Source organism: Streptomyces sp. NPDC012825, assembly GCF_042900925.1.
GTDB lineage: Bacteria > Actinomycetota > Actinomycetes > Streptomycetales > Streptomycetaceae > Streptomyces.
In genome coordinates, this window is record NZ_JBIBBZ010000014.1 from 89,803 (window position 1) to 112,985 (window position 23,183).

A 23,183-nucleotide genomic window follows, 5' to 3' on the forward strand; every position below is an offset into this window, starting at 1 on the left:
GTTCCGGCCGGGCCGTCACGGTCGGAACCGGGCCGCTCAGGCCAGAACCGTCCCGGCCGCCGCCGCCCTCAGCCGGGCCGCCGTGTCCGTGACCACCGGTGCGCCGTGCCCGCAGCACAGCACCGACGGGTCGAGCTCCGCCAGCTTCCGCATCGACTCCAGGGCGAGGGCGCGGTCGACGTGGAACACGCCGAAGGTCACCTCCTGGACCGAGGCCACCGTGTCCCCGGCGAACAGCACGCCGTGGCGCGGCAGGTGAACGGCCATCGAGCCCGGGGTGTGACCGGGAGTGTGGACCACCACGGCCCCGTCGCCGAAGCCGAGCTCCTCGCCGTCCTCGACCTCCCGGTCCACCCGGGTCGGCGGCGCCTCCGGCACGGTCAGACCGTGTTGGTACAGGGGGAGTTCCCAGTCCAGGAGGTCGGGCTCGGGGACCGGCGCCGCGCCCCGGACCACCGGCGCGTCCAGGCGGTGCGCCACGATCTCCGCCCCGTGGCGGTCCGCGAGCTCCTGGGCCGCGCCCACGTGGTCCCGGTGGCAGTGGGTCAGCACGATGCGGCGCAGCCGGTCCGGGTCCAGGCCGGCCGCCCGTACGGCCGCCGCCGTCGCGTCCGCCGTACCCGCCCAGCCCGCGTCGATCAGGGTCAGCTCCTCCTCGTCCCGCCAAAGGTAGGCCTGGCCTATGGAGTGGTCGAGCAGGTGCAGCCGCGGAGTCACTGTGATGGGTTCCATGCGGCGAACCTACGCGTCCGCGCAGGCCCGCCGCCCCGTTCTACGCTCTCGGCGAGCTTCGCCGAACGCTGAACCTGATCGGGAACCGACGTGCCGTCAGACCTGCTTCGAGCGGGCGTAGTTGACGAGGAAGTGCGCCTCGGCCACCGACAGGCGCTCCAGCTCCTCCGGCGACACCGACTCGTTGGGCGCGTGGATCTGAGCCTCCGGCTCGCTCAGACCGATCAGCAGGATCTCCGCCTCCGGGTACAGCGAGGCCAGCGTGTTGCACAGCGGGATCGAGCCGCCCAGACCGGCCGTCTGCATCTCCTGACCGGGGTACGCGACCCCCATCGCCTCGGCCATCGAGGCGTACGCCGGGCTCGACGTGTCCGCCTGGAAGGCCTGGCCCTGGCCGACCTGCTCCAGGGTCACCCGGGCGTTCCACGGGGTGTGGTTCTCGATGTGGGCGAAGAGCAGCTTCGTCGCCTCCGCCGCGTCCTGGCCCGGCGGCACCCGCAGGCTGATCTGCGCGCGGGCCGTCTTCGGGATGGACGGGGTGGCGCCGGCCACCGGGTGGCAGTCGATGCCGACGACGGTGACGGCGGGCCGCGCCCAGATGCGGTCCGCGACCGTTCCGCCGCCCGGCAGGTCCACGCCCGGCAGCACCTTGGCGTCCTGGCGGAAGTTCTCCTCCGGGTACTGGAGGCCCTCCCACACCTTGTCGCCCGGCAGGCCGTCGACGACGGTCGAGCCGTCCGGGCCGCGCAGCGAGTCGAGCACGCGGATCAGCGCGGCGAGGGCGTCCGGGGCAGCGCCGCCGAACTGACCGGAGTGCAGGTTGCCCTCCAGGGTGTCGATCCGCACCCGGATCATCGTCATGCCGCGCAGGGTCGCGGTCACCGTCGGCAGGCCCACGCGGAAGTTGCCCGCGTCGCCGATCACGATCGCGTCGGCGGTCAGCAGCTCCGGGTGCTCCTCGGCGTACCGCTCCAGACCGCCGGTGCCCTGCTCCTCCGACCCCTCGACGATCACCTTGACCGTCACCGGGACGCCGCCGTTCGCCTTCAGGGCGCGCAGCGCGAGCAGGTGCAGGATCACCCCGCCCTTGCAGTCGGCCGTACCGCGCCCGTACCAGCGGCCGTCGCGCTCGGTCAGCTCGAACGGCGGGGAGAGCCACGCGGACTCGTCCAGCTTCGGCTGCACGTCGTAGTGCGCGTAGAGCAGGACGGTCGGCGCGCCGGCCGGGCCGGGCAGTATGCCGTACACGGCCTGCGAGCCGTCCGGGGTGTCGAGCAGCGCCACGTCCTGGAAGTCCTCGGCGCGCAGCGCGTCCGCGACCCAGTTCGCCGCCGCCTCGCACTCGCTGCGCGGCGCCACGTTCTCGTCCGCCACCGACTCGAAGGCCACCAGTTCCGCGAGTTCCGTCCTGGCGCGGGGCATCAGGGACCGTACGGTCCCTGCGATCGGATTCGAGGTCATGGGCACGCTCCTGATGGGTGCGACGTTACGACGGGAGGAGGCGTCCGTCGCGTGTCGTGGCGCGGCGAACGCACCGTCGATCCTACGGCCGGGGCCCCGGCTACCGCGCCGTAGGATGCGTCAGGAGCAGACCCCCGGTCGGATCAGGAGCAGAAGCACATCGTGAGCAGCGAGCACGCAGGGAACGCCGGTCCGGAGAACACCGAGCCCGAGGGCGCGGCTCCTGAGGGCAGCGGTGCGGAGGCGGCGAGGAACGAGGGCCCGGGCGCGGTGGAGGACGGAGGCGCGGACGACACCGCGGGCGACGTCACGGGCGCGGCCCCCGTCGTGGAGGGCGAGGAGGCGGACCCGGACGGCGCGGCGGACGTCTGGGACGTCGTGGTCGTCGGCGCCGGACCGGCCGGCGCGTCCGCGGCCTACGCGGCGGCGGTGGCCGGACGCCGGGTGCTCCTCCTGGAGAAGTCCGAGCTGCCCCGGTACAAGACCTGCGGCGGCGGCATCATCGGCCCCTCCCGCGACGCGCTCCCGCCGGGCTTCGAACTGCCCCTCCAGGACAGGGTGCACGCCGTCACCTTCTCCCTCGAAGGGCGCTTCGCCCGCACCCGCCGTTCGCGCCGGATGCTCTTCGGGCTCATCAACCGCCCCGAGTTCGACGCGCAGCTCGTCCAGCACGCGCGGAAGGCCGGCGCCGAGCTGCGGACAGGCGCCACGGTGACCCGGGTGGAGCAGCACGGTCCTTCGGTGCCGGACCGGCGGACCGCCGCCGTCGTCCTGGCCGACGGCGAGACGATCCTGGCGCGCGCGGTCGTCGGCGCCGACGGCAGTGCCAGCCGCATAGGCGCTCACGTCGGGGTGAAGATGGGCCAGGTCGACCTGGGCCTGGAGGCGGAGATCCCCGTGCCGCCGTCCGTCGCCGAGGACTGGAAGGGGCGCGTCCTCATCGACTGGGGCCCGATGCCCGGCAGTTACGGCTGGGTCTTCCCCAAGGGCGACACGCTGACCGTCGGCGTGATCTCGGCACGCGGCGAGGGGGCCGCCACCAAGCGGTACCTGGAGGACTTCGTCGCCCGGCTCGGCCTGGCCGGCTTCGAGCCCTCGATCTCCTCCGGCCATCTGACCCGCTGCCGCACCGACGACTCGCCGCTCTCCCGCGGCCGGGTCCTGGTCTGCGGCGACGCGGCCGGTCTCCTGGAGCCGTGGACGCGCGAGGGCATCTCGTACGCGCTCCGCTCGGGCCGCCTCGCGGGCGAGTGGGCGGTGCGGGTCGCCGAGGCGAGCGACGCGGTCGACGCGCGCCGCCAGGCCCTGAACTACGCCTTCGCCGTCAAGGCTGGCCTCGGCGTGGAGATGGCGGTCGGGCGGCGGATGCTCGCCGTCTTCGAGCGGCGTCCGGGGCTGCTGCACGCCACGCTCACGGGGCTGCGGCCGGCCTGGAACGCCTTCGCCGACATCACCCGGGGCTCCGCCACCCTCGGCGGCATGGTCCGCTCGAACGGTCTGGCCCGGCGGGCCCTGGAGATCCTGGACAAGCGCCTGGACACCTCGTCCGGTGTCGGCCCGGCGGGCCGGGGCGTCACGGCGAAGGGCCGGGACGCGTCGGAGGCGGACGACGCGGAAGGTACGGAGAGCGCGGAAGGTACGGAGCGCGTGGAAGGCGCGAAGGGCGCCGAGGGCACGGAGGCGGGCGGGGGCCGGGAGAAGCCCGAGCAACTCTGAGTACGCCTCTGAAGGTCCCGCAGGTTTCGAAGGCCCACGCCCCGTACGGACCCCTTCGGTCCGGTCCGGTCCGGTCCGCTCACGCGGCCGGGCCGGCGGGGCCCGTCGTCGTGATGCGGAAGACGGGGTGCTTCGGCGCGACGGCGCGCAGCTCGGCGTCGGAGGAGTCCGGACCGACCCCGCCGAAGAAGACGCCGACCTCGGCCTTCCAGCGCTTGAGGTAGGCGCGGAGCAGCGCGGGCTTGGCGTCGTCGGCGACCTCGACGGCGGTGAACTCCTCCACGCGCTTGCCGAGATGCAGTCGCCCACCGCCGGCGGCCCGCATGTTGTGGGTCCACTGGACGTGGCCGCGGGGAGCCACGAGGTACTGGACGCCGTCCACCGTCAGGAGGTTGACGGGGGTGCGGCGCCATTCGCCGCTCTTGCGTCCCCGGACGGCGAGGACGCGGGACCCCCAGACGCTGACGCCGCGCCGGGTCGTCCAGGCGACCAGGCGGTTGAGGACGTTCACGGTGAACCAGCCGGGCTTCATGGCGTGGGTGGCGGGGGAGGGGCCGGTGGGGTCGGGGGACTGGGCGGACATGGCTGCCTCCTGAAGGCTGCGGGCTGCGACTGCGGGCGTGATCGTGGCGTCCGGCGAGGAGAGAAGCGTGAGCACTGCTCTCGCTTGAGATCAGTGTGCACGGCTCTGTGCTCACAATCAAGAGCGGTGCTCTCTTTTCGATGCGGCGCTCCGAAAGTGGCACACTGCTCTCCATGACGACCGTTCGAGGAGTTCGCGCCCGCGCCCGCATCGAGATCACCGCCGCCATCAAGGAGGAGGCCCGCGCCCAGCTCGCGGCGGAAGGCGCCGCCAAGCTGTCCCTGCGGGCCGTCGCCCGCGAGCTGGGCATGGTGTCCTCCGCGCTCTACCGCTACTTCCCGAGCCGCGACGACCTCCTCACCGCCCTGATCGTCGACGCCTACGACGCCGTCGGCGCCGCCGCCGAACGGGCCGCCGCCGACTCCGCGGGGCGGCGACCGCTGGACCGCTGGACCGCCGTCTGCCGGGCGGTCCGCGCCTGGGCGGTCGCCCACCCCCACGAGTACGCCCTGATCTACGGCTCCCCGGTCCCCGGCTACAGTGCGCCCCAGGACACCGTCGCCCCCGCCGCCCGTGTCGGTCTCGCCCTCATCGGGATCGCCCGCCTGGCCCACACCGGAGAGGGCCTCGCCCTTCCCCCGCTCCCGGACGCCCTGCGCGCCGAGGCCGAGCGGATCGCCGCCGACGTCGCCCCGGACCTTCCCCCGGCCCTCGCCGTCGCCCTCGTCGCCGCCTGGTCGCAGCTCTTCGGCCTGATCTCCTTCGAGGTCTTCGGCCAGTTCCACCGCGTCGTCGAGGACCGCGACGCCTTCTTCGCCGCCGCCGCCCGTCGTCTGGGCCAGGACGTGGGCCTGCTTCCGCGCGGCTGAACCCGCCCGGACGCGCCGCCCGGCCGCGGATGCCGCCGCCCGGCCGCGGGCGTCACCGCGCGGCCGCCCGGTCGCCGAAGCGCCGGACGGCCGCACGCCCCCGTTCCCCCCGTTCCCCCCGTACCCTTCCCGACGATCAGTCGAGGAGGGCGGCCTTGGCCGGGACGTCCCCGGCGCTCGGGGTCCGGTCGGACACGTCCACGGCGACCGGATCCCCGGCCACCAACTCCCCGGCCGCCGGGTCGACGGCCGAGGACCGCGCGACCACGACCGACCCGCTCGTGCCCCGGGGCCCGCGCAGCCCCGGCAGGGTGACGAGCAGCCCGGCGAGGGCGATGACCGCGACCACGGCCAGGCCCGGACGGAAGCCGTCCAGGACCGCCTGCGGGGAGGCGTCCCCGCCGTGTCCGCCGGCCGCGGTGATGACGGCGGTGGTCACGGCGAGGAAGAACGCGCCGCCGACCTGGATCGAGGTGTTCAGCAGACCCGAGACCATGCCCTGCTCGCGGTCGTCCACGCCGTTGGTGGCCTGGATGTTGAGCGAGGGGAAGACCAGGGCGCAGGCCGCGCCGATGAGCAGCATCGACGGCAGGATCACGGCCGCGTACTGCGGGACGAGCGAGATCCGCAGGAAGAGCGCGTACCCGACGACGAGGAGCGTGAAGCCGGCGGCGATCACCCGGGGCGTGCCGAACCGGTCCACGATGCCGCCGATCTTCGTGGACGAGAGGGCCACGAGCACGCCGGCGGGAAGGAAGGCGAGCGCCGTCTGGAGCGCGGACCAGCCGAGCAGCGACTGCATGTACTGGGTCACGATGAACTGGAAGGCGACGTACGAGCCGAAGAAGGCCGCCGCGCCGAGCTGGGCCCGGACCTGCGAGCCGGAGCGCAGCACCCCGAGCCGCACCAAGGGGCTCGCGCTGCGCCGTTCGATCAGGACGAAGGCGACGAGCAGGGCGGCGGCCACCAGGAAGGACAGCAGGGTGCGGGCGGAGGCCCAGCCCGCCTCGGGGGCCTCCACGACGGTGAAGACGAGCAGCAGCATCGCGGCCGTGCCCGTGACGGCGCCCGGCAGGTCGTAGCCGCCGGAGGAGTCGTCGCGGGAGCTGTGCGGGATGAGGCGCAGCGCGAAGACGAGGGCGATCAGGGCGACGGGGGCGGGGAGCAGCATGGTCCACCGCCAGCTCAGCTCCGTGAGCAGCCCGGACAGGACGAGGCCCATGGAGAAGCCGGTGGCGGCGCAGGTGGTGTAGATGGACAGGGCCCGGTTGCGCTGCGGGCCCTCCTTGAAGGTGGTCGTGATGATCGACAGGCCGGCGGGGGCGGTGAAGGCGGCGCTGAGCCCCTTGACGAACCGGCTGGCGATGAGGAGCGGCCCGGAGTCGACGAGTCCGCCCAGCAGGGAGGCGAGCGCGAAGACGGCGAGCGCGATCAGGAAGACCCGGCGCCGGCCGAGCAGGTCGGCGGCGCGGCCGCCGAGGAGCAGCAGCCCTCCGTAGCCGAGGATGTAGCCGCTCACGATCCACTGGAGGGTGGCGGTGGACAGGTCGAGATCGGCGGCGATCGAGGGCAGGGCGACGCCGACCATGGAGACGTCGAGGGCGTCGAGGAACATCGCGGCGCAGAGCACGAGCAGGGTGCCCCAGAGGCGCGGACTCCAGTGTTCCCGGTCGGCCGGGGGTGCGTCGGTGAGCGGAGAGGTCATGGGCAGCACAGTACATGCGCATGCATTGAATGCAAACGCATTTAATTCCTGTGCAACAAAAGGGGTGGTTTCTGCTAACGTGCGGTCATGGCAGCGAACAAGTCCGAACGCGCACTCGTGGACGAGTGGCGTGACGTCCTCGCCCTGCACGCACGGACGACCTGTGAGCTCGACCGGGCCCTCCAGCCGCACGGACTCTGTGCCAGTGACTTCGAGGTCCTCGACGTGCTCGCCGAGGGCGCGTCCGAGGACGGCCCGGTGTCCTGGCGCGTCCAGGAACTGGCCGGCCGCGTCCACCTCAGCCAGAGCGCGCTCTCCCGGCTCGTCGCCCGCCTGGAGAAGGACGGCCTGGTCGCCCGGGGCATGTGCCCCGAGGACCGGCGCGGCGTCCAGGTGAGGCTCACCGAGAAGGGGCTCGGCCGCCACATCGAGGCGAAGCCCCTCCAGCGCGAGGTGCTGACCCGGATGCTGGACCGGTCCTCCTGAGGCGTCCGCTCGCGTCCCGTCCGGTTCGAGCCGTTCCGCGACCGGATGATCTCCAGGTCGGCGCCGTCGAGGCCGTCGAAGGAGGACTCTCGCGCCGGAGCGGGCGCGTCACCGGCACCCGCTCGGAGCCCCTCAGTCCCAGGTGATCGCCGACTTCTCCCGCCACAGGCGGACGAGCGAGGCGTCCCCGGTGACGGTGACCGCGTCCTCGGGCAGCCGATTCCACAGAGCCAGGTACAGCGACCCGGCGGGCCCGCTCAGCTCCGTGTCCACGGGGTCGCCGGCCGGGAAACCGGTCGTGCGCTCCGTGCGCGGGGCGTCCGCCGAGAGCCGTACGGTCCAGACGTCACCGGTGTCCGTCGCCCGCACTCGCAGGGTCCTGGGTCCGGGCGTGCGGACCCGGCTGCGGCTCCGGGCGTGGAAGGCGTTCAGCAGCTCGTCGATCCCGTCGGCACCGACCGCCGGGGCCACCGGCCCGGGACCGGCCGGGAGCGCCGACTCCGCGTCCGCGCGGTGGACGGCCGTCTCGTGCGCCTGCCGCCGGGCCCAGAAGGCGAGAGGCGAGGGCGCCGGGAGGAACGTCCAGCACTCCAGGTCCTCCGGCGCGGCGCGCAGGGCGGCGACCAGGTCCGCGTGGCCCTCGCGGTAGTGGGCGAGCAACTCGTCGCCGTCGAGCGCCGGTTCGCCGCCGTCCGGGTGGTACGCGGTGTGTCCTTCGGTCACGTAGGTCGTGGCCCAGCGGTGCACCGTCGTCACGTGCCGCAGGAGGTCGCGGATCCGCCACCCCGGGCAGGTCGGCACCTCCGCGTCCGGCCCGGCTCCGGCCGCCGCCTCCGCCAGACCCGGGCCGGCGGCTTCCAGCGCCTCGATGTGCTCCGCGATCCTCATCGTCCCCCCGGTGATCATGTCCATGGAACGGATTCTGACAGGAGCGGAGATCACGGGATACGCCCCTGGGGCATGGGCGTCAGACCGTCCGGGCGGCCTTGGCGTCCCGGGCCAGGTAGCCCATCACCGCGGCACCGGCGGCGAGCGCCGCGACCGTGGTGAGCGCGGTCGGCAGGGAGAACCGGTCGGCGAGGAACCCGATCGAGGGCGGGCCGAGCAGCATCCCGCCGTACCCGAGGGTGGACGCGGTTGCCACCCCGCCGGGACCGGCGAGCGCGCCGGCGCGGGCCACGGCGACGGGAAAGATGTTGGCGAGACCGAGACCGGTCACGGCGAAGCCGAGGAGCGCGGCCCAGACGGTCGGCGCGAGCGCGCCGAGCAGCATCCCCGCGGCGGCGGTCGCGCCGCCCGCGACCAGGGTGCGGGTCTGGCCGAGGCGTTCCAGCAGCGCGGTGCCGGAGAGCCGGCCGGCGGTCATGGTCAGCGCGAACACGGAGTACCCGGCGGCGGCCACCCCCGGATGGGCGTGCAGGTCCTGGGTGAGGTGCAGGGCGCCCCAGTCGGCGAGCGCGCCCTCGCCGTAGGCCGTGCAGAGCGCGATCAGTCCGAAGACGAGGACCGTACGGCGCGGGGCCGGGGCGTCCGGCCGCGTGCCGGGAGCGGGGGACGGGGAGAGGAGGGCCTCGGGCGGGGCGGGGGAGGGGTGGCGCAGGAGGACGGGCCCGGCGGCGCCCGTCAGGGCCAGGCCGACGACCGTGAGGCCGAGGAGGTGGGCGGTGGGGGAGAGGCTTCCGGCGAGCAGCCCGCCGAGCCCCGCGCCCAGCATGCCGCCGAGGCTGAACGCGGCGTGGAAGCTCGGCATCACGGGGCGCCGCAGTGCGGTCACGACGTCCACGGCAGCGCTGTTCATGGCCACGTTGATGCCGCCGTACGCGGCGCCGAAGACGAGCAGGACGAGGCCGAGGGCGAGCGGGGAGCGGGTGAGCGCGGGCAGGGCGACGGAGAGCGAGAGGAGTACGGCGGTGGCGACGGCGACCGCGTGGGAGCCGTACCGGCGGCAGAGCCGCCCGGTCAGCGTCATGGTCACCACGGCGCCCGCCGACACCCCGAGGAGCGCGAGGCCGAGGTCCCCGGCGGAGGCGCCGGTCTGCTCCTTGACGGCGGGGATCCGGACCACCCAGCCGGCGAACAGGAAACCGTCGAGGGCGAAGAAGAGGGTCAGGGCGGAGCGGAGGCGGGACAGGGAACGGGTGGCGGTGTCTCCGCCGGAGCCCCCCGAGGCGGCCGTCCGTACTTTGTTTAGTAGCGGCACAAACTCAGGATAGGGGCGGAGAGCGGGGGAATCAACCGGCCCGTGAGGTCGGGGGCGCCGTCCGATCATGGGAGACTCGCCCCCATGAACGGCAAGGCGACGACGACCCGGACACGGCTGGACAGGGGGCGCAACGCGCTCGGCCCCGCGCTTGAGCTGGTGCACACCGGCAGGGCGCCCACCCGGGCCGTCCTCACCGCCGAGCTCGGCGTCACCCGCGCCACCGCCGGAGCCGTCGCCGCCGAGCTGGAGGCCCTCGGCCTCATCCGGGTCGACTCCAACCCCGGGGCCGCCGCGGGCTCCCAGGGCCGCCCCTCGCACCGGCTCGCCGTCGACGAGAAGGGCCCCGTCGCCCTCGCCGCGCAGGTCCACCCGGACGGCTTCCGGGCCGCGCTCGTCGGCCTCGGCGGCACGATCGTCGCCACGGCCCCCGGGAGCGTCACCGTCTCCGCCGACCCCGCCCAGGTCCTCGGCGCCGTGGTCGACGCCGGAGCGGCCCTCCTGGAGAAGAGCGGCCGCCGCTGCGTCGGAGCCGGTCTCGCCGTGCCCTCCGCGGTCGCCGAGCCCGAGGGCACCGCCCTCAACCCGCTCCACCTGGCCTGGCCCGCCGGGGCCCCGGTCCGGCAGATCTTCGCCGAACGGGTGCGGGAGGCCGGCATCGAGGGCCCCGCCTTCACCGGCAACGACGTGAACCTCGCCGCCCTCGCCGAATACCGCCACGGCGCCGGGCGGGGCGCCAGGGACCTGCTCTGCGTGGCCACCGGCCACCGGGGCGTCGGTGGCGCGCTCGTGCTCGACGGGCGCCTGCACACGGGCAGCGCGGGCCTCGCCCTGGAGGTCGGCCACCTGACGGTGAACCCGGAGGGCCGCCCGTGCCACTGCGGCGGCCGGGGCTGCCTCGACGTCGAGACCGACCCGCTCGCCTTCCTCACGACCGCGGGCCGCGTCCCGGGCCCCGAGGTCTCGCTGCTCCAGCAGTCCCGCGACCTGCTGCGCACCAGCCCGGACGACCCCGGCGTCCGGGTCGCCGTGGGGGAGCTGATCGACCGTCTCGGCCTCGGCCTCGCCGGTCTGGTGAACATCCTCAACCCGGACCGGATCGTCCTCGGCGGCCTCCACCGCGAACTCCTCGACGCCGACCCCGAGCGCCTCCGCGCGGTCGTCGCCGACCGCAGCCTCTGGGGCCGCAGCGGCGGCGTGCCGATCCTCCCCGGCACCCTGGACCACAACAGCCTCGTGGGCGCCGCCGAACTGGCCTGGCAGCCGGTCCTGGACGACCCCCTGGCGGCCCTCTCCCGTGAACCGGTCTGAGGAAGAGGCCGCCCGACTACTCCGGGCGTCCTTCGAGCAGCGCCGCAAGCCGGTCCAGGGCCATCCGGGTGCCGGTCTCGTTGTCGGCGGCGGGGATCGTGTCGGGGACGCCCTCGTGGACGACCAGGACCTCGGTGCCACCACCGTCCGGGACCAGGGTCGTCGTGAGGGTCATGGCGCCGTGCAGCAGCGGGTCCGCCGTCTCGAACTCGAGGACCTCGACGACCCGTTCGCCCGGCACCAGCTCCACGAAGCGGCCGTGGTACGTGTCCGTGCGCGGCCCCGACTTCCCGGCGCCGTCCTCCGCCCCGTACCGCAGCGAGACCCGGAAGGCGCCCCCTTCGCGGGCGTCGAACCCGTGCACCCGGCAGGTCATGCCGTACGGCACCCGCCAGCGCGCGACGGCCTCCGGGTCGAGGAGCGTCCGGTAGACGGCCAGGGGCGGGGCGTCGACGTGACGGGACACGCGCGTGGTGTACATCCTTCCCAGGCTAGGGGGTGTGCGGGGCCTCCGCCCCGGGACCGGGCGAAAACCGGTGGGCCCGCCCGGCCGTACGACGTACCGTTCCGCCCCATGAACCCTCCCAGCTCCGCACTCCCCCCGCGCCTCGGCGACCTCACCTTCCACGGGCCGCTCTCCGAGGCCCGCGCCGCCCGCCTCCTGGGGCGGCTCGCCGCCTCCGGGCCCGCCGACGTGCTCGACATCGGCTGCGGCTGGGGCGAGTTGCTCCTGCGCCTCCTCGAAGCCGCTCCCGGAGCCGAGGGGGTCGGGATCGACGTCAACGCCGAGGACCTGGCCCGCGGCCGGGCCCTCGCCGAGGAGCGCGGGCTCGCCGGCCGGGTCTCCTTCGTCGAGGAGTCGGCGCTCGGCACCGACCGGGGCCCCGTCGACACGGTCCTCTGCCTCGGCTCCGGCCAGGCGCTCTGCGACCCCGACCTGCCGTACGACCCCGCCGCCGTCCTGCGCGAACTCCGCCGGCTCGTCCGGCCCGGCGGCCGCGTCGTCCTGGGGGAGGGCTTCTGGGAGCGCCCGCCCACCGAGGCCGAACTGGCCGGGATGTGGCCCGGCGCCCGTGCCGACGACCACCCCTCCCTCGGCGTCCTGGTCGACCTCGCGATCGGGGCCGGGTTCCGGCCCGCCCGGATCGAGACGGCGAGCGCCGAGGAGTGGGAGGAGTTCGAGTCCGGCTACCGGTACGACACGGAGGTCTGGCTCGCCGCGAACCCCGGCCATCCGCTCGCCGCCGAGACGCGCGAGCGCGTCGACCGGCAGCGCTCCGCCTGGCTGAACGGCTACCGGGGCGTCCTCGGCATCGCCTACCTGACGTTGGTCGCCGTGGCGGACTGACCCCCCAGCTCCGCCCGCCCCGGCTCCGACAGGTGGAGCACCCGGAAGCGCTCGCCCTCGCCGGCCGGCGCCTCCGGGCCCGCCCACAGGGTGAAGGAGAGCAGCTCCCAGTGGCGCGGGTCCACCGCGAGGGCCGAGGCCACCACCCCGTCCCGCCGGGCCTCCCGCGCGTGCCGGGCCACCGCCTCCGCCACCGCCCCGCCCGGCGGGACCTCCTCGCCGAGCGGGGTCCTGAGCCGGGTCGCGGTGCGCGGCGGCGACGCGGACGCCGGCCCCTCCTCGTACGCCAGGCCCGTCCAGTGCTGCACCACGGGCCGGCCGAAGTCGTTCACGATGCCCTGGAAGGCCGGTCCCCAGAGGAAGGAGTTCATGCCCCCGGGCGTGATCCACAGGTAGAACGGCGCGTACTGGTTCACGGGCGAGTCCGCCCCGCGCTCACGGACCAGGTACGCCTTCAGGCCGAGGCCCGGGAAGGCGTCGAGCAGATGGCCCCGGGTGGCCACCCGCTCGCGGATGACGTCCATGTCGTAATCGGCGGGAAGGGTGATCTCGTACTGCAACGCGTGCACGGGACGGACTCCGGTTCTTCTGCGGCGGGGCGGTTTCAGTGGGACGGCTTCAGCGGGGCGAGCAGCGCGAGCAGGCCGCGTACGGCGCTGTCGAAGGGCGCCGGCGACCCCGTCGCGCGGGCCAGCACGTATCCGCCCTGCACCGTCGCCACGATGGTCGCCGCGGTCTCCTCCGGGTCCGGGGAGCCGCTCGGACCGCCGCTCTCCAGCCCCTCCCGGACGACCGCGGCGAGGCGGGCGCGCAGCCGGTCGAGCACCTCCTCGACGGGGGCGCGCAGCTCCGGGTCCGCGATCACTTCCGGGTCCATGGTGAGCCGCCCCACCGGGCAGCCGCGCAGGACGTCGCGCTCGCGCAGCAGGTACGCCTCGATCCGGGCGTACGCCGGACCCTCGCCCTCCAGGACCGCCCCGGCCGCCGCGTCCATCTCCTCGGCCGTCCGCCGGATCGCCGTCAGGGCGAGGTCCCGCTTGCCCGCGAAGTGGTGGTACATGCTGCCCTGGCCCGCGCCCGCCGCCCGCTGGACGGCCTTGGGGCTGGTGCCCGTGTAACCGCGCTCCCACAGGAGTTCGCGGGTCGCCTCGACCAGCCGCTCGGAGGTCTCGTTCGTCCCCATGGCGGCACTGTACATACCAGTAGGTACAGAAGGAAGGGGAGGAGGGAGAGGGGAGGGGCGGGCCACCGGTCCGGGTTCCTCAGCCCGCCCGGCCCGCCAGGACCGGACGGGCGGCGGCCACCGCGGGGGCGGGGCTCAGGACCGGGTCGGCCGGGGTGCCCAGGGGCACGGCGGGGACCCGCTCGTACCCGGTGAAGGGGCCCTCGGCCGCGGAGCCGTACACGGTCTCCTCGCGCGTCTCGACGGGGCCGCCCACGGGCGGCGCCGCGAGGGTGAACCACACGACCTTCCCGTCGTCCCCGCACGGCCGGACGCCCCAGCTCTCGCTGACCGCGCCGACGAGGACGAGGCCCCGGCCGGAGGTGGCCAGACCGTCGGTCGGCGTGTCGGCCGGATCGCCGGACGGTCCGCCGGTCCGCGGCAGACGGGGGTCGTGGTCCCTGACGGAGACCGTGAGCCGGTCGAGCAGCAGCTCGATCTCCACGGTGCACCGCTTGTCCGGCCGGGCGTGCCGGTGGACGTTGGTCAGGAGTTCGGTGACTCCCAACAGGGCATGGTCGACCAGGGCGTCGAGATGCCAGTGGCGCAGATGCGCCGAGACGATCCTGCGGATCTGTCCGATCCGCTGCGGCAGGGCCTGGAGCTCCACCGCGTAATACCTGCTCGGTTCGCTGATCACGGCTGCGACTCCCCGAAGTAGTCCGGAAGAAGACGAAGGGTCGGATCTCTCGTGCGGTCCAGCGGGGTGGCGACCACGACGTACTGTCACCACCTGTCAACCCTCGGTGAGGTGATTCCAGCGTGGGCCAGGGGTGACCGTCCCGCAACTCACGGCGAGCCGCGCCGGGCCGGAGAGGGCGTGACGGGCCCCGGCGTCCGTGCCTCCCGGCGGCGTCGCTTCCCGTGCTTCAGCCCCTGATGCCGGCGTCCGGCGTCAGCGTCGTCCCGCCGCCCGCTTGAGCGCCGCGAGGAAGCGACCGCCCGACTCCTCCGCGTCCTCCGGCTCCCCGGGGTCCACCGTCCCGGCGTCGCGGTCGTTCTCGTGCAGCGTCAGCCGGTACCGGGTGCCGTTCACGGTCGCCACCGCCTCGTCCGGCCCCGCGAACCACGGCCGCCCCGCCCGCACCGCCGTCACCGGCGCGCTGTCGATCTCGCTGCCGTAACTGGTGAGCAGGGCGAGCCGCCCGTCCTCGATCCGCACCTCGCCCGCGCGCGTCAGCGAGCGCAGCCAGCGGTTGATCTCCACGCCCCTGGCGCTGAACTCGGGTTCCCTCACGCCGATCCGCCCCTTCCCACCCGTTTCCCCGGGTTGCCGTTCCCAGTGTGCCGGGCCGTCCGCGACCGCACCAGTGGCCCTCTCGCACACCCTTCCGCAAGTCTTCCCTATGGAAGGTCAAAGGGAACGTTTGCCCAGGTGGGGGCGGTATTGTCGGGAGTGGAGCACCCGGGGGAGCACCCCCGGGGAAGCGATCGAGGAGAAGCGCGGATGAGCACCACCGAGCACAGTGCGCAGAACGGTTCGCCGGCCACCCCCGGAGCCACCGTCACCTCCGGAGGGGCCAGTGCCCCCGGGGGCACCGCCACCGCCACCGTCGACGTCGACCGCAGCGATCCCGCCTACCGGGCCTGGCTCAAGGAAGCCGTCCGCAAGGTCCAGGCCGACGCCAACCGCTCGGCCGACACCCACCTGCTGCGCTTCCCGCTCCCCGAGCACTGGGGCATCGACCTCTACCTCAAGGACGAGTCGACCCACCCCACCGGCAGCCTCAAGCACCGGCTCGCCCGCTCCCTCTTCCTCTACGGCCTGTGCAACGGCTGGATCCGGCCGGACCGGCCCGTCATCGAGGCCTCCAGCGGCTCGACCGCCGTCTCCGAGGCGTACTTCGCCAAGCTCATCGGCGTCCCCTTCATCGCCGTCATGCCCCGCACGACCAGCCCCGAGAAGTGCCGGCTCATCGAGTTCCACGGCGGACGCTGCCACTTCGTCGACGACTCGCGCACCCTGTACGAGGAGTCCGCCGCCCTCGCCGAGCGCACCGGCGGCCACTACATGGACCAGTTCACCTACGCGGAGCGGGCCACCGACTGGCGCGGCAACAACAACATCGCCGAGTCGATGTACCAGCAGCTCAGGCTGGAGCGGTACCCGGAGCCGACCTGGATCGTGGCCACCGCGGGCACCGGCGGCACCTCGGCGACCATCGCCCGCTACGTGCACTACATGCAGCACGACACCCGGATCTGCGTCGCCGACCCCGAGAACTCCTGCTTCTTCGACGGCTGGACCCACCACGACCCGCACGCCACCGCCGACTGCGGCTCCCGCATCGAGGGCATCGGCCGCCCCCGCATGGAGCCGAGCTTCGTGCCCGGGGCCGTCGACCGCATGATGAAGGTGCCCGACGCGGCGAGCGTCGCCGCCGTCCGCGCCCTGGAGACGGCCATCGGCCGCAAGGCGGGCGGCTCCACCGGCACCGGCCTGTGGAGCGCCTTCAAGGTCGTGGCCGAGATGGTCGCGCACGGGCGCACCGGCAGCGTCGTCACCCTGCTCTGCGACCCCGGCGACCGCTACCTCGACAAGTACTACTCCGACGACTGGCTGGCCGCCCAGGGCCTCGACATCGCCCCGTACACCGCCGCTATCGAGAGCTTCCTGGCGACGGGGGCCTGGCCGGAGTGAGCCGCCGGTCGAGCCGGCGCGCCGCGTCCCGGAAGGACCGCCCGAGGCCCGGCCGCGCGCACCGCAGCGCGAGCCGGAACGGGGCCGGGCCGTCGGCGGCCATCGTCCACCGCAGCGACGTCCCCCGCCCGGCGGGGGAGAGGGCCCACTCCTCCGCCACGGCCGTGGGCCCGGGGGCGTTCGTCGTGTCCACCCGGTAGGCGTAGCGGACCTCGGGCTCGGCGGCCAGGACCGTCTCCTCAAGGACGATCCCGCCCCGCAACCGGACGCTGCGGCCCGCCCCGTCGCCCGTCGGGACGGCGGAGACGAGGGCGGTGAACCAGGAGGGCGTACTCCCCACCTCCACGGCCAGGGAACGGTAGACGGCCGCGGGCGGGGCGGCCAGCGTCGCCGTGAACACCAGGCGGACGGGCGCGGACGCGGTGAAGTCGAGCTCCACCGGCCTCAGTCGGCGTGCCATGGACCGGACCTCCGGGGAACGCGGGCGGAAAGGGCACCTTAACTGACGTACTGTCAACAGCGCAGCATTCGGGTGTGGTTGAGATGAAGCCCGGCGGCGGGGCCCGGCCCTCACCCCTCCCGCAGCAGCGCGTCCACCGCCCGCCCGAACACCACCCGCCCCGCCCGCGCCAGCACCGGATCGAGGGCCCGCGGCACGCCCCGTACCGTCAGCTCCTCCGTCCACACCACCCGGCAGCCGCCGCCCGGCGCCTCCGCCACCTCGATCAGCGCCCACCCCCGTACGACCCGGCCGTGCTTCTCCAGCCGGCACGCGCCGGGGCGGGCGGCCGACGGCGGCTCCCAGCGCACGACCTCCATCGGGTCGTCGAAGGACAGCCGGCCGATCCCCGTCCGCGCGGTGAACCGGGTCCCCACGCCGTTCGGCCCCGGCGTCAGCACCCTCGTCCGGGTCAGCGGCACCTGCCGCCCGTGCGCCGGCCAGTCCGTGAGCCGCCGCCACACCTCCTCCGGCGCCGACGGCACCGTCCGCTCGACCCGGAAGGCGCTCACGCCCGCTCCTCGCCCGCCACCACGAGCCCCGGCACGTGCTCCGACACCTCCGCCCGCACCCCCTCGGACAGGCCCCCGTCCGTCACCCAGGTGTCCACCTCGTCCAGAGAGGCGAACGAACTCAGGCCCACCGTCCCCCACTTGGTGTGGTCGGCGACCACCACCACCCGGCGCGCCGAGCGGACCAGACAGGTGTTGGTCTCGGCCTCCGCCAGGTTCGGCGTCGACAGGCCGGCCTCCGCCGAGACGCCGTGCACCCCGAGGAAGAGCAGGTCGAAGTGGAGCGAGCGGATCGCCCGGTCCGCCACCGGCCCCACCAGGGCGTCGGACGGCGTGCGCACCCCGCCCGTCAGGACGACCGTCGCCGCCCCGCGCCGCGCCTCGCCGCCCGTCCGCCCCGCCTCGTGGAACACGTCCGCGACCCGCACCGAGTTGGTCACCACCGTCAGGTCCGGCACGTCCAGCAGGTGCCGGGCCAGCGCGTACGTCGTCGTCCCGCCGGACAGGGCCAGCGCCGTGCCCGGCGTCACCAGGGCCGCCGCCGCCCGCGCGATCTCGTCCTTGGCGCTCGGTTCGAGCACCGACTTGGCCTCGAAGCCCGGCTCGTGGGTGCTCGCCTCGACCACCGGAACGGCTCCGCCGTGCACCTTGGCCAGCACTCCCTGCCGGGCCAGCGCGTCCAGGTCGCGGCGGATCGTCATGTCCGAGACGCTCAGACGGCGGGTCAGCTCGTTGACCCGTACACCGCCGCGCCGCCGGACCTCGTCGAGGATCAGGGCGCGCCGCTGCTCCGCGAGGAGGTTCTGGTTGTCAGTCACCGCCGGGGCCGGTCCTTCCGCAGGGGACGGGGATATGGGGATGAGGGTGAAATTCGGTGAGGGGCCGTGCGCGGCCGTACGGCCGTCCGCGATCCTGTCTCCGACGTCGCATCTTTTCACCTCATGAGGGAGCCGCCCCAGTGTCCCCTGCCACACCCGTCCCGGAGAGCGGGGACGCGGCGCTCGAACTCCTCGTCCACGGAGTCGGCGGAGCCACCCCCCAGGACATGCTCGACGACCCCAGGACCGTACGGATCACCGGCGACCGGACCGCCGCCCTGTACCGCCGGATCGAGGACGCCGACGCCGAGGAGCACCCCGAGCGGTACGCCGGGCGCCCGGTCCCGGAGGCGTACTGCTGGTCCAACCTCACCTCCGGGGACGGCACCCGCGCGTTATGGCTGCTGCTCCTGCCCTTCATGGTCGCCAACCTCGCGCACTGGATGCGCCCGCCCGCCCCGGGCGGACACCGGCTCGCCCGGCTCTACGGGGTCCTCGTCCGGCTCGTCGCCCTCACCCTCACCGTCCTGCTCACCGCCGCCGCCTGCGAGGTCGCGCTCGACCTGACGGCCTGGCAGTGCGCCGCCGCCCCCGCCTGCGTCGACTCCGCCTCCTGGCTGGGCTTCCTCTCCGTCGAGCGCGGCGGCTGGTGGTCCGTGCCCGGCCGCCGCCTGGCCCTCGCCGCCCTCGTTCCGGCCGTCCTCGTCGGCCTGCTCTGGTACCTGTCCAACCGGACCTGGACCGCGTACGAGGCCCAGCGCCCGCCCACCGGCTACGACACCCCGTCGGCACGGCAGGACACCGCCACCACCGACCCGGGGTCCCGCGCCGCCCTCGGACGGCCCGGATTCTGGTACGGCCGCCGTCTCGTCGCCCGGCTCAGGGCCGCCCACACCGCCGCCGGCTTCCTCACCGTCGCCGCCGCCCTCGTCACGGCCGCCGCCCGCCACGACACCGCCGCGCCCGGGGCCGGAGCCGTCCTCGGCCGGATCCTCCAGGCCGCCGTCGCCGCCTTCGGCGTCGTCGTCCTCTGGGTCGTCTGCCGACGCGGGCGCAGCGAGAACCACCTCGACCTGCGGCTCGAAAGCGCCCTGGTCTCCTGGCTGCCCGGCGCCTCCCTCGCCCTGCTCGCCGTCACCGCCCTGTACGCGGGCTGGTCCCGGCCCGGCTGGGCCTCGTCCGGAACCCTCCCCGGCGACGCCGTCTTCAGCGCCCTCACCGTCGCCCAGGGCGCCCTCGTCGTCGCCCTCGGCGCGGTCGCCCTCCTCCTCCAGCGCCCCCGCCGGGACCCCCGCACCGCCCTGTACGGACTCGGCGGACCCGCCGTCGCCATGCTCGCCTGCGCCCTCGGCGGGGTCATGTCCGGCGGCGTCGCCCAGCGCGTCGCCGACTGGCTCGACGGACCGGCCACCCCCGGCATGGGCGACCCCGGACCCCGGATAAGCCCGCCCGTCCTGCTCAGCTGGCAGGCGTCCGTCATCCCCGTCCTGCTGCTGCTCCTCGCCGTGCCCACCGCCCTGCTCGCCGCGCGGACCGTGCTCGCCGCCCGGCGCCTGCGCTCCGGGGTCGAGGCCGACTACGCCACCGGCGACGAGCGCGACCCGGTCCGTACGGGACGGATCGCGACCGTCCGGGCCCGGGCGGCGCTCACCGACTCCGCGCCCGTCCTCGTCGGCGTCGTCTCCGGCGCCACCCTGTGCCTCGGGGCCCTCTCCGTCGTCGGCGCCTGGGCCAGCGGGAACGTGCCCGGCCGGGCCTTCGACGGCGCCCACCCCGCCGTCGCCGCCCTGGCCTCCGCCACCCAGGCCCTGGGCTCCTGGATGATCGGCTTCGGCTTCCTGCTCTTCGTCACCTGGGGCCGCCGCGCCTACCGGGACCCCTCCGCCCGCCGCACCATCGGCATCCTCTGGGACGTCGGCACCTTCTGGCCCCGCGCCGCCCACCCCTTCGCGCCGCCCTGCTACGCCGAGCGCGCGGTCCCCGACCTCACCTGGCGGATGAACTCGTGGACCCGGCGCACCGGCGGCCGGCTCGTCATCTCCGGGCACTCCCAGGGCAGCGTCCTCGCCGCGGCCGCCGTCTGGCAGCTCAGGCCCGCCACTCGCCGCCGGGTCGCCCTGCTCACCTACGGCTCACCCCTGGAGCGGCTCTACGGACGCTGGTTCCCGGCCTACTTCGGCCCCGAGGCGCTGGGCTCCCTGAACCGCACGATCCACTGCTGGAGCAACCTCTACCGCGCCACCGACCCGATCGGCGGGCCCGTCCGGGTCGTCGCCGAGGACGGGCGGCCCGCCGTCGACGAGCCGGTCCTGCTCGACCCGGTCGCCTACGGACGCACCCGCGACCACCCGCTGCCCGAACCGATCCTGGGCCACTCCGACTACCAGGCCGACCCCGGCTTCATCCACTGCCGCACCGGCCTCCTCGACCGCCTCCCGCCCGCCGTGCCCCGGCAGCGCGGGGCCGGGGAACCGCCGGAGCCCTGCGGGAAGGACGCCTCCGGACCGGGTGACTGCGGGCCGGACGCCTCCGGAGAGCGGGCCTCCGGTCAGGAGGAGACGGGTCAGGGCAGCTCGGGCAGGTCCTCCGGGTAGAGCAGGGTCAGGTCGTCCGTGCTCGGCTCGTCGAGCGCGGCGACCCGTCCCGCGTGCCGCTCCACCATCGACTCGAAGGTCTGCCGCGCGGTGCGCCCGTTGCCGAAGGCCGGGCCCTTGGGCAGCTTCGCGAAGTACGCGAGCAGCGCCCCGTCCGTGCCCGGGGCGAGCCGGTACTCGTGCTCGTCCGCCTGCTGCCCCACGATCCGCAGCAGTTCCTCCGGCTCGTAGTCGCCGAAGGTGATGGTCCGTGAGAAGCGCGAGGCCACCCCCGGGTTCACGGTGAGGAAGCGCTGTATCTCCGCCGTGTACCCGGCGACGATGACCACCACCGCGTCCCGGTGGTCCTCCATCAGCTTGACCAGGGTGTCGATCGCCTCGCGGCCGAAGTCCCGTCCCGAGTCCTCCGGCGACAGCGCGTACGCCTCGTCGACGAACAGCACCCCGCCGCGCGCCCGGTCGAAGGCCTCCTGGGTACGGATCGCCGTCGAGCCGATGTGCTCACCGACCAGGTCCACCCGGGAGACCTCCACCAGGTGTCCGCGCTCCAGGACCCCGAGCGAGGCGAGGATCTCGCCGTACAGGCGCGCCACCGTCGTCTTGCCCGTGCCCGGGTTGCCCGTGAAGACCAGGTGGCGGCGGACCGAGGCCGCCTTGAGCCCGGCCTCCTGGCGCCTGCGCCCCACCTCGATCATGTTGGTGAGGGTCCGCACCTCGTGCTTGACGCTCTCCAGGCCCACCAGGGCGTCCAGTTCGCCGAGCACGTCCTGCGAGGAGCGGGCTTCCGGGACGGGCTCCGGGGTCGGGGCCGGAGCCGCGGGCCGGGCGGCCGGCACGGTGCCGAGCAGCCCGGCCGTCCGCGTCTCCGTCAGGACCGCACCACCGGCGGGGGAGGCCCCGGACGGCGACGAGTCGGGTACGGAGGAGCGGACCGCGCTCTCGTCGCTGGTGCACTCCTCGGCGACCGCGCCCTCCTCCGGGAACTCGTAACCGCCGCGCGCGCACCGCTCCGTACGGCACTTGCGCAGGGTCGTCCGGCAGCCGTCCGTGACGTGGAAGCCGTACCCGCCGCTGCCCGTCACCCGGCAGCCGTGGAAGGAGCCGCGCCCCTCCGCCGACACGTAGAAACCGGCCTCGGCGGGCGAGGCGACCGTGCACCGCTCGATCGTGGGGTCGGCGCCCTTGGTGACGATGACCCCGGTCTGCACGGAGTCGATCGCGCAGCCGGCCAGGGTGCCGCCGCTGCCGTGGTCGCGGAACCAGGCGCCCGTGGACGCCTCCCGGATGCGGCAGTCGTCGAGCTGGGCCGTCGCCCCGTCGCTCACCGACACCGCCGTGTTCCGCACCTGCGACAGGTCGCTGTCGACCACGTCCACGCGCGAGCCCCGGTCGAGGACGAACAGCGCGTCCGGCACGTCGTGCACCCGGCAGGCGTCGAGGACGGCGGTCGCCCCGTCGCTCACCCACACCGCCGGGTAGTCGCCCGTACTGTCGTGGATCTCGCACTGGTTGGCGTCCACCCGGGTCCCCGGGTCCCACACCGACAGGCCGTTGCGGCCGAAGCGGCGCACGGTCGACCGGGTGAGCGTCAGGACCGAGCGCGAGCGCAGGTCGACGGCGTTCTCCGGGACGTCGTGGATGTCGCAGTCGGACAGGGTGAGGACGGCGTCGGTGTCGAGGGTGATGCCGTCCGCCGACGTCCGGTGCACCGAGGAGTCCGTGAGGTGCGCGGTGGCGCGGGACGCGATCTGGAGTCCGGCGCCCTTGATCTCGTACACCTCGCAGCCCACGCCCTCCAGGGCGCTGCCCTCGCCGGTGACGGCGATCCCGGCGCCGGAGGCGTGGTGCACCCGGCAGCGCTCCAGGCGCGGGTGCGCGCCGCCCCGCACCGAGACGCCCGCCTGCCCGGCGGACACCACCTCGCACTCCTCGAACACCCCGCCCGCGCCGTCGAGCACGGCGATGCCGATCCCCGCCGCGTTGTCGACCGTGCAGCGGCGGACCGTGGGCCGGGCGGCGCCCCGCACCTCGATCCCGGCGGCCGAGCGGGTCATGATCCGCAGGTCGAGCAGCTCGGGCGTGCCGTCCTCGACGAGCAGCGCGGGCGCCGCCACGTCCTGGCCCTCGACGTGCAGGTCCTGGAGGACGACGGAGGCGCGCAGGGTCAGCGGGACCCCGTCCGGGGGCGCGATCCGGACCGGGCCGGCCCCGCCCTCGGGGCCGCGCAGGGTGATGGCCCGCCGCACCACCAGGTTCTCCCGGTAGGTCCCCGGGGCGACGGTGAGCACGTCCCCGTCGCCCGCGGCCTCCAGGGCGGCGGCGAGGGAGGGGTACTCACCCGTGCGGCGCCGCCACCGCGATGTGCCGGTGTGCGTCACCTGGACCGTGCCCTGTGCCATGGGTGTGTCCTGCCCCCGCCTCATGCCTCGCCGCTGATCCGATGCCCCACCGTAGCGCGCGCGGCGGTGTGGGGTTGACGGGTCGCG

Annotated in this window: 22 protein-coding genes; 7 read left to right on the plus strand and 15 right to left on the minus strand. The window is 74.7% G+C overall.

Annotated elements, in window-relative coordinates:
- Positions 1 to 36: 36 nt before the first annotated feature.
- Positions 37 to 732 carry an MBL fold metallo-hydrolase gene (locus ACFY7E_RS25095; protein WP_389488387.1) on the minus strand — a complete coding sequence of 232 codons (696 nt, stop codon included), beginning with the start codon at positions 730 to 732 and terminating at the stop codon, positions 37 to 39.
- A 96-nt stretch (positions 733 to 828) separates the two neighbouring features.
- Positions 829 to 2,193 (minus strand): dipeptidase, encoded by a 1,365-nt coding sequence (locus ACFY7E_RS25100; protein WP_389488389.1) that lies wholly within the window; start codon positions 2,191 to 2,193, stop codon positions 829 to 831.
- Positions 2,194 to 2,520: 327 nt separating this feature from the next.
- Here ACFY7E_RS25100 and ACFY7E_RS25105 point away from each other — a divergent pair, with 327 nt between their 5' ends.
- Positions 2,521 to 3,909 carry a geranylgeranyl reductase family protein gene (locus ACFY7E_RS25105; RefSeq protein WP_389488520.1) on the plus strand — a complete coding sequence of 463 codons (1,389 nt, stop codon included), beginning with the start codon at positions 2,521 to 2,523 and terminating at the stop codon, positions 3,907 to 3,909.
- A 79-nt stretch (positions 3,910 to 3,988) separates the two neighbouring features.
- Here the strand turns inward: ACFY7E_RS25105 and ACFY7E_RS25110 are convergent, their stop codons facing one another.
- Complete coding sequence (locus tag ACFY7E_RS25110) at positions 3,989 to 4,492, minus strand: nitroreductase family deazaflavin-dependent oxidoreductase (protein WP_389488392.1); 504 nt, start codon at positions 4,490 to 4,492, stop codon at positions 3,989 to 3,991.
- Between the two features lie 173 nt (positions 4,493 to 4,665).
- Between ACFY7E_RS25110 and ACFY7E_RS25115 the strand changes: the two genes are divergently transcribed.
- Positions 4,666 to 5,361 (plus strand): TetR/AcrR family transcriptional regulator, encoded by a 696-nt coding sequence (locus ACFY7E_RS25115; RefSeq protein ID WP_389488394.1) that lies wholly within the window; start codon positions 4,666 to 4,668, stop codon positions 5,359 to 5,361.
- A gap of 136 nt (positions 5,362 to 5,497) precedes the next feature.
- Here ACFY7E_RS25115 and ACFY7E_RS25120 read toward each other — a convergent pair whose 3' ends face one another.
- Positions 5,498 to 7,066, minus strand: a complete 1,569-nt coding sequence (locus ACFY7E_RS25120; protein WP_389488396.1) for an MFS transporter — start codon at positions 7,064 to 7,066, stop codon at positions 5,498 to 5,500.
- Positions 7,067 to 7,153: 87 nt separating this feature from the next.
- On the opposite strand from ACFY7E_RS25120, the gene ACFY7E_RS25125 reads away from it, so the two are divergent.
- Positions 7,154 to 7,552, plus strand: coding sequence for a MarR family winged helix-turn-helix transcriptional regulator (locus tag ACFY7E_RS25125; protein ID WP_389488398.1), 399 nt, complete (start codon positions 7,154 to 7,156; stop codon positions 7,550 to 7,552).
- Between the two features lie 132 nt (positions 7,553 to 7,684).
- On the opposite strand, the gene ACFY7E_RS25130 is transcribed toward ACFY7E_RS25125, so the two are convergent.
- Complete coding sequence (locus tag ACFY7E_RS25130; protein ID WP_389488522.1) at positions 7,685 to 8,440, minus strand: maleylpyruvate isomerase family mycothiol-dependent enzyme; 756 nt, start codon at positions 8,438 to 8,440, stop codon at positions 7,685 to 7,687.
- Positions 8,441 to 8,519: 79 nt separating this feature from the next.
- A complete protein-coding gene (locus ACFY7E_RS25135) occupies positions 8,520 to 9,752 on the minus strand; it encodes an MFS transporter (RefSeq protein ID WP_389488400.1) in 1,233 nt (410 codons plus the stop codon).
- An 84-nt stretch (positions 9,753 to 9,836) separates the two neighbouring features.
- On the opposite strand from ACFY7E_RS25135, the gene ACFY7E_RS25140 reads away from it, so the two are divergent.
- Positions 9,837 to 11,063: an ROK family protein gene (locus tag ACFY7E_RS25140; protein ID WP_383440022.1), complete on the plus strand. Its 1,227-nt coding sequence runs from the start codon at positions 9,837 to 9,839 to the stop codon at positions 11,061 to 11,063.
- Positions 11,064 to 11,079: 16 nt separating this feature from the next.
- On the opposite strand, the gene ACFY7E_RS25145 is transcribed toward ACFY7E_RS25140, so the two are convergent.
- Positions 11,080 to 11,544 (minus strand): SRPBCC family protein, encoded by a 465-nt coding sequence (locus ACFY7E_RS25145; RefSeq protein ID WP_389488403.1) that lies wholly within the window; start codon positions 11,542 to 11,544, stop codon positions 11,080 to 11,082.
- A 93-nt stretch (positions 11,545 to 11,637) separates the two neighbouring features.
- Between ACFY7E_RS25145 and ACFY7E_RS25150 the strand changes: the two genes are divergently transcribed.
- The gene (locus ACFY7E_RS25150) at positions 11,638 to 12,411 is read left to right on the plus strand and encodes an SAM-dependent methyltransferase (protein WP_389488406.1); all 774 of its coding nucleotides are present in this window, start codon (positions 11,638 to 11,640) and stop codon (positions 12,409 to 12,411) included.
- Here ACFY7E_RS25150 and ACFY7E_RS25155 read toward each other — a convergent pair.
- The 4 genes from ACFY7E_RS25155 to ACFY7E_RS25170 form a co-directional block, all read right to left on the minus strand.
- Positions 12,381 to 12,980, minus strand: coding sequence for a DUF4865 family protein (locus tag ACFY7E_RS25155; protein WP_389488408.1), 600 nt, complete (start codon positions 12,978 to 12,980; stop codon positions 12,381 to 12,383). The genes ACFY7E_RS25150 and ACFY7E_RS25155 overlap by 31 nt on opposite strands.
- A gap of 35 nt (positions 12,981 to 13,015) precedes the next feature.
- On the minus strand, positions 13,016 to 13,609 hold the full coding sequence (locus ACFY7E_RS25160) for a TetR/AcrR family transcriptional regulator (RefSeq protein ID WP_389488410.1): 594 nt from the start codon (positions 13,607 to 13,609) through the stop codon (positions 13,016 to 13,018).
- Positions 13,610 to 13,673: 64 nt separating this feature from the next.
- The gene (locus ACFY7E_RS25165) at positions 13,674 to 14,273 is read right to left on the minus strand and encodes an ATP-binding protein (RefSeq protein WP_389488412.1); all 600 of its coding nucleotides are present in this window, start codon (positions 14,271 to 14,273) and stop codon (positions 13,674 to 13,676) included.
- 255 nt (positions 14,274 to 14,528) lie between these two features.
- The gene (locus ACFY7E_RS25170; RefSeq protein ID WP_389488414.1) at positions 14,529 to 14,870 is read right to left on the minus strand and encodes a hypothetical protein; all 342 of its coding nucleotides are present in this window, start codon (positions 14,868 to 14,870) and stop codon (positions 14,529 to 14,531) included.
- Positions 14,871 to 15,080: 210 nt separating this feature from the next.
- On the opposite strand from ACFY7E_RS25170, the gene ACFY7E_RS25175 reads away from it, so the two are divergent.
- Positions 15,081 to 16,274, plus strand: a complete 1,194-nt coding sequence (locus ACFY7E_RS25175; RefSeq protein ID WP_389488416.1) for a PLP-dependent cysteine synthase family protein — start codon at positions 15,081 to 15,083, stop codon at positions 16,272 to 16,274.
- Here the strand turns inward: ACFY7E_RS25175 and ACFY7E_RS25180 are convergent.
- The 3 genes from ACFY7E_RS25180 to ACFY7E_RS25190 all read right to left on the minus strand — a co-directional run bounded on the left by ACFY7E_RS25180 (position 16,234) and on the right by ACFY7E_RS25190 (position 18,103).
- Complete coding sequence (locus ACFY7E_RS25180; protein WP_383440008.1) at positions 16,234 to 16,734, minus strand: SRPBCC family protein; 501 nt, start codon at positions 16,732 to 16,734, stop codon at positions 16,234 to 16,236. The two genes, ACFY7E_RS25175 and ACFY7E_RS25180, sit on opposite strands and share 41 nt — an antisense overlap.
- A gap of 110 nt (positions 16,735 to 16,844) precedes the next feature.
- The gene (locus ACFY7E_RS25185) at positions 16,845 to 17,285 is read right to left on the minus strand and encodes an SRPBCC family protein (protein ID WP_389488419.1); all 441 of its coding nucleotides are present in this window, start codon (positions 17,283 to 17,285) and stop codon (positions 16,845 to 16,847) included.
- On the minus strand, positions 17,282 to 18,103 hold the full coding sequence (locus ACFY7E_RS25190) for a DeoR/GlpR family DNA-binding transcription regulator (RefSeq protein ID WP_389488421.1): 822 nt from the start codon (positions 18,101 to 18,103) through the stop codon (positions 17,282 to 17,284). Before ACFY7E_RS25190 ends, ACFY7E_RS25185 begins: the two co-directional genes overlap by 4 nt.
- A gap of 140 nt (positions 18,104 to 18,243) precedes the next feature.
- Here ACFY7E_RS25190 and ACFY7E_RS25195 point away from each other — a divergent pair, with 140 nt between their 5' ends.
- Complete coding sequence (locus tag ACFY7E_RS25195) at positions 18,244 to 20,697, plus strand: hypothetical protein (protein WP_389488423.1); 2,454 nt, start codon at positions 18,244 to 18,246, stop codon at positions 20,695 to 20,697.
- Here ACFY7E_RS25195 and ACFY7E_RS25200 read toward each other — a convergent pair.
- Entirely contained in the window at positions 20,667 to 23,096 is a 2,430-nt protein-coding gene (locus ACFY7E_RS25200; RefSeq protein ID WP_389488425.1) for a right-handed parallel beta-helix repeat-containing protein, read from the minus strand. The genes ACFY7E_RS25195 and ACFY7E_RS25200 overlap by 31 nt on opposite strands.
- Between the last annotated feature and the right edge of the window lie 87 nt (positions 23,097 to 23,183).

Excerpts from the sequence above, each read along its gene's own strand:
- ACFY7E_RS25150 (WP_389488406.1), top strand. The coding sequence starts at position 11,638 with ATGAACCCTCCCAGCTCCGCACTCCCCCCGCGCCTCGGCGACCTCACC.
- ACFY7E_RS25145 (WP_389488403.1), bottom strand. The coding sequence starts at position 11,544 with ATGTACACCACGCGCGTGTCCCGTCACGTCGACGCCCCGCCCCTGGCC.
- ACFY7E_RS25175 (WP_389488416.1), top strand. The coding sequence starts at position 15,081 with ATGAGCACCACCGAGCACAGTGCGCAGAACGGTTCGCCGGCCACCCCC.
- ACFY7E_RS25180 (WP_383440008.1), bottom strand. The coding sequence starts at position 16,734 with ATGGCACGCCGACTGAGGCCGGTGGAGCTCGACTTCACCGCGTCCGCG.
- ACFY7E_RS25200 (WP_389488425.1), bottom strand. The coding sequence starts at position 23,096 with ATGGCACAGGGCACGGTCCAGGTGACGCACACCGGCACATCGCGGTGG.
- ACFY7E_RS25115 (WP_389488394.1), top strand. The coding sequence starts at position 4,666 with ATGACGACCGTTCGAGGAGTTCGCGCCCGCGCCCGCATCGAGATCACC.
- ACFY7E_RS25095 (WP_389488387.1), bottom strand. The coding sequence starts at position 732 with ATGGAACCCATCACAGTGACTCCGCGGCTGCACCTGCTCGACCACTCC.
- ACFY7E_RS25130 (WP_389488522.1), bottom strand. The coding sequence starts at position 8,440 with ATGAGGATCGCGGAGCACATCGAGGCGCTGGAAGCCGCCGGCCCGGGT.
- ACFY7E_RS25120 (WP_389488396.1), bottom strand. The coding sequence starts at position 7,066 with ATGACCTCTCCGCTCACCGACGCACCCCCGGCCGACCGGGAACACTGG.
- ACFY7E_RS25100 (WP_389488389.1), bottom strand. The coding sequence starts at position 2,193 with ATGACCTCGAATCCGATCGCAGGGACCGTACGGTCCCTGATGCCCCGC.
- ACFY7E_RS25160 (WP_389488410.1), bottom strand. The coding sequence starts at position 13,609 with ATGTACAGTGCCGCCATGGGGACGAACGAGACCTCCGAGCGGCTGGTC.
- ACFY7E_RS25140 (WP_383440022.1), top strand. The coding sequence starts at position 9,837 with ATGAACGGCAAGGCGACGACGACCCGGACACGGCTGGACAGGGGGCGC.
- ACFY7E_RS25125 (WP_389488398.1), top strand. The coding sequence starts at position 7,154 with ATGGCAGCGAACAAGTCCGAACGCGCACTCGTGGACGAGTGGCGTGAC.
- ACFY7E_RS25110 (WP_389488392.1), bottom strand. The coding sequence starts at position 4,492 with ATGTCCGCCCAGTCCCCCGACCCCACCGGCCCCTCCCCCGCCACCCAC.